The organism is Mycobacterium sp. (assembly GCF_039583785.1).
In the GTDB taxonomy this organism is placed as follows: Bacteria; Actinomycetota; Actinomycetes; order Mycobacteriales; family Mycobacteriaceae; genus Mycobacterium.
The window spans coordinates 15,860-22,820 of the sequence record NZ_JAVKSG010000047.1 but is presented as its reverse complement, the minus strand read 5'-3'; the positions used below and the strand labels follow the sequence as shown (position 1 = coordinate 22,820).

Below are 6,961 nucleotides of genomic sequence, written 5' to 3'. Positions count from 1 at the left end.
AGTTAGTATCTGCGTATGAACGCAAGTATTGATGTTCCGGCGTCGATCCCAGCCGACGAAGTCAATCTGATCGTCGAAGTCTTCCGAATGTTGGCCGATCCCACCCGGGTCAGGCTGTTGTGGGCGCTGACCGGCGGTGAGCTGTCGGTCAGCGAACTGGCCAAGCGGGTCGGCAAGCCTGCTCCGTCGGTGTCGCAGCATCTGGCCAAGCTGCGGATGGCCCGGCTGGTGTGCACCCGCCGGGAAGGCACGACGATCTTCTACAGCCTGGAAAACGAACACGTCAGCCAACTCGTCGCCGACGCGGTGTTCAACGCCGAACATGCCGGCCCCGGGGTTCCAGCCCACCATCACGGCGATGACACGGTGCGGGCTATCTCCCGAAACCGAAACCAGCGCAGGCCAACCCCGCGATGACCAGTCGCGAGGCCCACAGCCACATGCACCCGCACGACCACGACCATCAGCACGGGCTACGCGGCGCGATCAAAGAGATCTTCGCGCCACACTCGCACGACTCGGCGGACAGCGTCGACAGCGCGCTGGAATCAAGCGCCGCGGGAATCCGTGCCGTCAAAGTCAGCCTGTTGATGCTCGGCGTCACGGCGATCGCGCAGATCGCCGTGGTGGCCGTCTCCGGGTCGATCGCCCTGGCCGCCGACACCATCCACAATTTCTCCGACGCCCTGACCGCCGTCCCACTGTGGATTGCGTTCGCGCTCAGCACAAGAGCCGCTACCCGCCGCTACACCTACGGATTTGGCCGCGTCGAGGACCTCGCCGGACTGTTCGTCGTCGCGACGATCGCGTTGTCGGCGGTCATTGCCGGTTTCGAAGCCATCGAGCGCCTCATCCACCCGCAACCCGTCGCCAACCTCGGCTGGGTCGCCCTGGCCGGCGGTGCCGGTTTCATCGGCAACGAGTGGGTTGCGCTCTATCGCATCGGAGTCGGAAGGCGCATTGGCTCAGCAGCTTTGGTTGCCGATGGGTTGCACGCGCGCACCGACGGATTCACCTCGCTGGCCGTGATTGTCGGTGCCGGCGGTGTTGGACTGGGCTTCCCGCTCGCCGACCCGATCGTCGGCCTGATCATCACCGTGGCCATCCTGGCGGTGTTGCGCACCGCGGTGCGCGACGTGTTCCGCCGCCTTATCGACGGTGTGGATCCGCACTTGGTCGACACCGCCGAAGCCGCGCTGGCAGCCCGAGAGGGCGTGCAGTCGGTACACAGCGTGCGGTTGCGCTGGATCGGTCACCGGCTACACGCCGATGCCGAACTCGACATCGACCCGACGCTGAGTCTGGCTGCGGCACACCGCATTGCACACGACAGCGAGCACGAACTGACGCACGCCCTGCCGAAGCTCGCGAGCGCGATGATCCATGCCTACCCCGCCCGCTAGGACAACTCGGCACAGGCTCTGCGCTCCCTGATATTTCGCTCGACGGCCGCTGACGGACTGAGGTCGTAAACGAAACCGCAGCCCCGCACATTGATCCGTCACCCCGCACTTGTTGATGAGCGAGTTTTCGGGACCTCGATACCGCCCCGCTCTCCTGGGCTGGGACCGCTGGAGTCCACCGACCAACGGCGACCGACGTTTGACCCTGCCCTAAGTGAAGCTAACGGATAGTTGACCTCACTTAGCCATATAAGTGAGGTCAACATGGAACTGTGACTTCACTTCGCCCCGTCGCCCTTCCGTTTCCGTTGAGGAACTGGCCGCGCTGATCACCAGCCAGGGCCCGCGACAATCTGGTCTTCACCGACCTATGCGGCGGCATACCGCGGAACTCCAACTGGCGAGCGTAAGGGGCCGACTCTTGACACCATTAGGCTCGTTTGACGAGGACCTCGACGAGGTTGCGGACCGCCTCGACGGGGCGACCAAAGCTACTGCCGACGCTCTGCGGACGGCTTCGGAAGCCTGACCCGCGACACAGGCCCTGACCTGCTCGAATCTCTGTGGAGCTAAGGGGAATCGAACCCCTGACCTACTCGATGCGAACGAGTCGCGCTACCAACTGCGCCATAGCCCCTGACCGGTAGCAGGTTACCAGTCGCGGCCGGTGTGGCCGAACCGCTACTGCCCGACCGCGCGCGGCAGGTCCCTGCTCCAGCTGTCCTCCCGCGCGTACGGCGCATAGTCGAGATGCTCGAACATCGGGTCTTCCTCGTCGATTTCCAGGACCACCGCACCGGGACGTCGCAACCGCGACGGGACCACGTCGTATTCGCGGTCGTGGGTGTTCTCCACGCCAAGCTGTGAGCGGGCCATCCGATGCATCCGGCGCCGGCGCACCTGCTCCTCGATCCGGGTCTGCCTGCGCAGGTAGCCGAGGTAGAGCATGGTCACCGCGGACATGATGCCGAAGAACCACCACGCCGAAGAGATCCAGAGGAATGCCGTCATCGCCGAGAGCACCAGCGTCAGCGCCATGACCATCAGCACCCGCTTGCGGGCGGCGTATTTGCGAGTGGCCAGCGCAGCGGCCTTGTCCGGGTCGAAACGATGCCGCCGGTCGTGCCCCGGAGCAGCGCGCGGCGGCGGTTCATCGGCGATCGGGATGCCCGACGTGTCGTCGATGTACTCGTAGGAGTTTTCGTCGTCGCCAAATGCCTCGCCCTCGTCGTCGTACTCGACGGCAAGGTTGACCTCGGTGTCGGTGTCGTCCGCGGCCTCATCGTCGGTGTCCGCGTGCGTGGCCGGCAGGGCGGCCGAGTCGGGGTCGGCCGCGTCGACGTCGAGGTAGTCCGGGCCGGCCTCGTCCACCGACAGCGGCGCGGCGACGGTCGCCAGGACGCGCGAGGGTGGGGCCTCGTCAGCCTCGTCAGCATCGTCAACGTCGTGCTCGTCCTGCTCGTCCTGCTCGTCGAGTTCGTCTGCTTCGGGCTGCCAGTCTGGGTTGCTGCGATGCCCGGCCGCGGGTTTGCCGCGCTTGATCAGGCGGGCCGCCGCGCTGTTGTTGAGCACCCGCGTCGCCAGTGCGACGTCGCTGGTGCGCCGCACCGCGTCGCGCTTGCTGACCAGCATGGGGACCAGCACGAACAGCCAGAGCACCACGAGTGAGATCCAAAGCAATGACTGCGGGATGCTTGGCATGGCGACCCGCTCCTTTCCCGCCAGACGCGACCAGTTGACGACGCCCTATATCAAGCATCATTGGTCACAAAAGTCACGTTTGTAACACGACACGCCGCGAGTTATCGACGGGTTAAATCAGTTAGGCCCAGCGCGCATGGCCCTCGCGGACCAGCGCAGACACCACGGACCCGTAGACCTCTTCGATCGTGAGGGCCACCAGCAGGTGATCGCGCCAGTCGCCGTCGACTTGGAGGTAGCGCTTCAACAATCCTTCTTCGCGGAATCCGACCTTCGACAACACCGCCCGGCTCGCCGCATTCTCCGGCCGCACGGTGGCCTCGATCCGATGCAGTCTGACTGGGCCGAAGCCGTGGTCGAGACCGAGCGCCAAGGCGCCGGTGGCGACACCGCGACCGGTCACCGAGTTGGACACCCAGTACCCGATCCAGGCCGACCGCAACGCGCCGTGCGTGACGTTGCCGATCGTCAACTGCCCGCAGAACTGGCCGTCCAACTCGATCACATACGGCAGCATGCGACCTTTGCGAGCTTCCGACCGCAGGCTCGAGCACACCGCCGGCCACGCCGACATCGAGTGTCGCGCAATCCAATCAGCCTCGATGCTGGGCTCGTATGGCTCCAGGTGGGCGCGGTCGGCGAGCCGGGCCCGGCTCCACTGCGCGGCATCACGCAGGCGCACCGGACGCAGCCGGATCACGCCGGCGGCCACCCGCAGCGGCCCCACCGCGCTCGGCCAGCCGGGATGCTGGGAGCCCGAGCCCCACACGTTCACGAGGCGGGTCACTCAGCCACGCTGAGCCAGGAACGCGACGTCGACGATCTCGCCGGTGCGGATCTGCTCAGCCTCGCGGGGAACCACGACCAGACAGTTTGCCTCAGCCAGCGTCGCCAACAAATGCGACGAGGCGCCCGGGGCGCCGAGCGCCTGCACCAGATACTCACCGGTGCCCTGATCGCGCATCAGTTGGCCGCGTAGAAATCCTTTGCGGCCGGCAACCGAGGTGATCGGCGACAGCGTGCGCGCCCGTACCACCCGGCGCATCGGCTGCCGCTTGCCCAGCGACAACCGGATCAACGGCCGAACCATCACCTCGAACACCACCAGCGCGCTGACCGGGTTGGCGGGCAACAGAAATGTCGGCACCCCGTCGCGCCCCAACTGCCCGAAGCCCTGCACCGAACCGGGATGCATGGCGACCCGGGTAACTTCCATGTCGCCGAGCTGGGCGAGCACCGAGCGCACCGCCTCGGCCGCCGCGCCGCCGACCGCGCCGGCGATCACCACGATCTCGGCGCGATTGACCTGACCCTCGACCACCTCGCCGAGTTCTCGGGCGTCGCTGCTGACGATGCCGACCCGGTTGACCTCGGCGCCGGCGTCGCGGGCCGCGGCCGCCAGCGCATAGGAGTTGACGTCGTAGACCTGTCCATTACCCGGCGTGCGAGCTACGTCGACCAGCTCGCCGCCGACCGCCAGCACCGACACCCGCGGGCGCGGATGCACCAGCACCCGGTCACGGCCCACCGCGGCCAGCAGGCCGACCTGGGCCGCGCCGATGATCGTCCCGGCCCGCACCGCGACGTCACCCGGTTGTACGTCGTCACCGGCGCGCCGCACATAGGCGCCCGACCGCACGCCGCGCAGCACCCGCACCCGGGACTGGCCGCCGTCGGTCCAGCGCAGCGGCAACACCGCGTCGGCCAGCGTCGGCATTGGGGCCCCGGTCTGCACGCGCGCGGCCTGACCCGGCTGCAACCTGCTCGGCGTCCGCGTCCCGGCCGTGACGCTGCCCAGCACCGGCAGGGTCAGCCCGCCACGAGCAGACGCCGATTCCGGCGCACCGTCTTCGTCGTCGGAATGCTCTTCGGCCGGGTCGATCTCCCCCACCCCGAGCACGTCGACGCTGCGGACCGCGTAGCCGTCGATGGCGGCCTGGTCGAAACCGGGCAACGGGCGCTCGGTCACCACTTCTTCGGCGCACAACAGCCCTTGCGCCTCGGCGATGGCCACCCGCACCGGCCTCGGCGCCACCGCGGCAGCCGTCACCCGGGCTTGTTGCTCTTCCACCGAACGCACAGCGCGCCTTTCTTTCTCAGCCGGGGCGCGACCCCGACAGGCGGCTAGTCTTCGGCCAGACCCAACCGAGTCACCAGCCACCGCCGCAGATCTGGCCCGTAGTCGTCACGGTCTAGGGCAAAGTCAACCGCAGCCTTGAGGTAGCCGCCGGGATTTCCCAAGTCGTGTCGGGAGCCGCGGTGGACGACGACGTGCACCGGATGCCCCTCGTCGATCAGCAACGCGATCGCGTCGGTCAACTGCATTTCACCGCCGGCGCCACGCTGAATGCGGTGCAGCGCGGCGAAGACGGCGCGATCGAGAACGTAGCGCCCGGCCGCGGCGTACAACGACGGCGCGTCCTCGGCGTTCGGTTTTTCCACCATGCCCTTGACCTTCAGCACGTCGCTGTCGGCACCGGGCACCGGATCGACGTCGAACACCCCGTAAGCGCTCACCTCTTCGCGCGTCACCTCGATGGCACACAGCACCGAACCGCCGAACTGCGCACGCACCTTCGCCATCGTCTCCAGCACACCGGTCGGCAGCACTAGGTCGTCGGGAAGAAGAATCGATACCGCGTCTTCGTCCTTCCACAACACCGGCTCCACGCAGCTGATCGCATGGCCGAGGCCTAGCGGCTCGGTCTGTACGACGGACTCGACTTTGATCAGCCCCGGCGCCCGGCGGACCTTGGCCAGCATGGCCTTCTTGCCCCGGGCCTCCAGCGTGCCTTCCAGCACCAAGTCCTCGACGAAGTGTGCGACAACGCTGTCTTTGCCTTCGGAGGTGATGATCACCAGACGTTCGGCGCCCGCCTCAGCCGCCTCGGCCGCCACCAACTCGATGCCGGGCGTGTCGACGACCGGCAATAGTTCCTTGGGCACGGTTTTGGTCGCGGGCAGGAAACGGGTGCCCAGACCGGCCGCGGGCACGATCGCCGTGCGCGGAACCGAAACATGTGGGTTTGCCATCGTTGAAACCATATCGTTGACCCCGTGGCGACCGCGGGCAAGTCCGCATTGCGAGAGCGGCTGCTGGCAGCGCGTCGATTGGTGTCCGATGTCGTGCGAGCCGCCGAGGCGCGATCGTTGGTTGACCATGCAGATGCGCTGTCAAACGGTGGCGTGGTCTGCGCTTATGTGCCGATCGGTACCGAGCCGGGATCCATCGAGATGCTGGACGCGCTGCGGCGGCACGCCGACCTCGTGCTGATACCCGTCGCGCGCACCGCCGACGACGACTCCTCGACGCCGATGCAGTGGGGTGAATACCGGCCCGGAGAGTTGGTGGCGGCCCGCTTCGGGTTGCTCGAACCGGCCGGGCCCTGGCTGCCAGCGGCGGCTGTCGCCCAGGCGAGCATCGTGCTGGTACCGGCGCTGGCCGTCGACGGCACCGGTGCGCGGCTGGGGCGGGGCCGTGGTTTCTACGACCGGACGCTGATGTTGCGGGGGCCGCGGGCTCGGTTGATCGCCGTGGTCCGCGACGAGGAACTGCTCGACGAGGTGCCGCACGAACCGCACGACGTGCCGATGACGCATGCGTTGACCCCAAGACGCGGTCTGGTCGAGTTGGGTGGCTAGCAGTCCCGTAACACCCGGCGCATGGCCTCTTTCTCCTTGCCCGACACCCAGAGTTGATAGGCCGTCTTCACCTCCACCGCGCGGGCGACGAACGCGCACCGAAACGCGGGGTCAGGTGGTAGCCACGAACCGACGTCGCGAAAAGCCTTGTCGAAGTTGACTTGTCCGCCGACCGCCAGCAGGTTGCGCGGATCGTTGGCGAAGTCGCGGCGACG

At 67.3% G+C, this 6,961-nt stretch carries 8 protein-coding genes and 1 tRNA gene; 3 read left to right on the top strand and 6 right to left on the bottom strand.

The window, feature by feature from the left end; all coding sequences use genetic code 11:
* Positions 1 to 15 precede the first annotated feature (15 nt).
* On the top strand, positions 16 to 417 hold the full coding sequence (locus ABDV69_RS14485) for a metalloregulator ArsR/SmtB family transcription factor (protein ID WP_343575504.1): 402 nt from the start codon (positions 16 to 18) through the stop codon (positions 415 to 417).
* A 23-nt stretch (positions 418 to 440) separates the two neighbouring features.
* The gene (locus ABDV69_RS14480) at positions 441 to 1,403 is read left to right on the top strand and encodes a cation diffusion facilitator family transporter (protein ID WP_343575521.1); all 963 of its coding nucleotides are present in this window, start codon (positions 441 to 443) and stop codon (positions 1,401 to 1,403) included.
* A 564-nt stretch (positions 1,404 to 1,967) separates the two neighbouring features.
* Here the strand turns inward: ABDV69_RS14480 and ABDV69_RS14475 are convergent.
* From ABDV69_RS14475 to ABDV69_RS14455, 5 genes are all read right to left on the bottom strand, one after another.
* Positions 1,968 to 2,040: transfer RNA gene (locus ABDV69_RS14475), tRNA-Ala, on the bottom strand.
* A gap of 44 nt (positions 2,041 to 2,084) precedes the next feature.
* Positions 2,085 to 3,104 carry a gephyrin-like molybdotransferase receptor GlpR gene (gene glpR, locus ABDV69_RS14470; RefSeq protein WP_343575503.1) on the bottom strand — a complete coding sequence of 340 codons (1,020 nt, stop codon included), beginning with the start codon at positions 3,102 to 3,104 and terminating at the stop codon, positions 2,085 to 2,087.
* 121 nt (positions 3,105 to 3,225) lie between these two features.
* The gene (locus ABDV69_RS14465) at positions 3,226 to 3,879 is read right to left on the bottom strand and encodes a GNAT family protein (protein ID WP_343575519.1); all 654 of its coding nucleotides are present in this window, start codon (positions 3,877 to 3,879) and stop codon (positions 3,226 to 3,228) included.
* A gap of 12 nt (positions 3,880 to 3,891) precedes the next feature.
* Positions 3,892 to 5,184, bottom strand: coding sequence for a gephyrin-like molybdotransferase Glp (gene glp, locus ABDV69_RS14460; protein ID WP_343575502.1), 1,293 nt, complete (start codon positions 5,182 to 5,184; stop codon positions 3,892 to 3,894).
* Between the two features lie 44 nt (positions 5,185 to 5,228).
* On the bottom strand, positions 5,229 to 6,137 hold the full coding sequence (locus ABDV69_RS14455; RefSeq protein ID WP_343575500.1) for a UTP--glucose-1-phosphate uridylyltransferase: 909 nt from the start codon (positions 6,135 to 6,137) through the stop codon (positions 5,229 to 5,231).
* Between the two features lie 24 nt (positions 6,138 to 6,161).
* Between ABDV69_RS14455 and ABDV69_RS14450 the strand changes: the two genes are divergently transcribed.
* Positions 6,162 to 6,746: a 5-formyltetrahydrofolate cyclo-ligase gene (locus tag ABDV69_RS14450; RefSeq protein WP_343575498.1), complete on the top strand. Its 585-nt coding sequence runs from the start codon at positions 6,162 to 6,164 to the stop codon at positions 6,744 to 6,746.
* Here ABDV69_RS14450 and ABDV69_RS14445 read toward each other — a convergent pair.
* Positions 6,743 to 6,961, bottom strand: a 219-nt coding sequence (locus tag ABDV69_RS14445) for a DUF1524 domain-containing protein (protein ID WP_343575497.1), incomplete at its 5' end; no start/stop codon positions are given. The two genes, ABDV69_RS14450 and ABDV69_RS14445, sit on opposite strands and share 4 nt — an antisense overlap.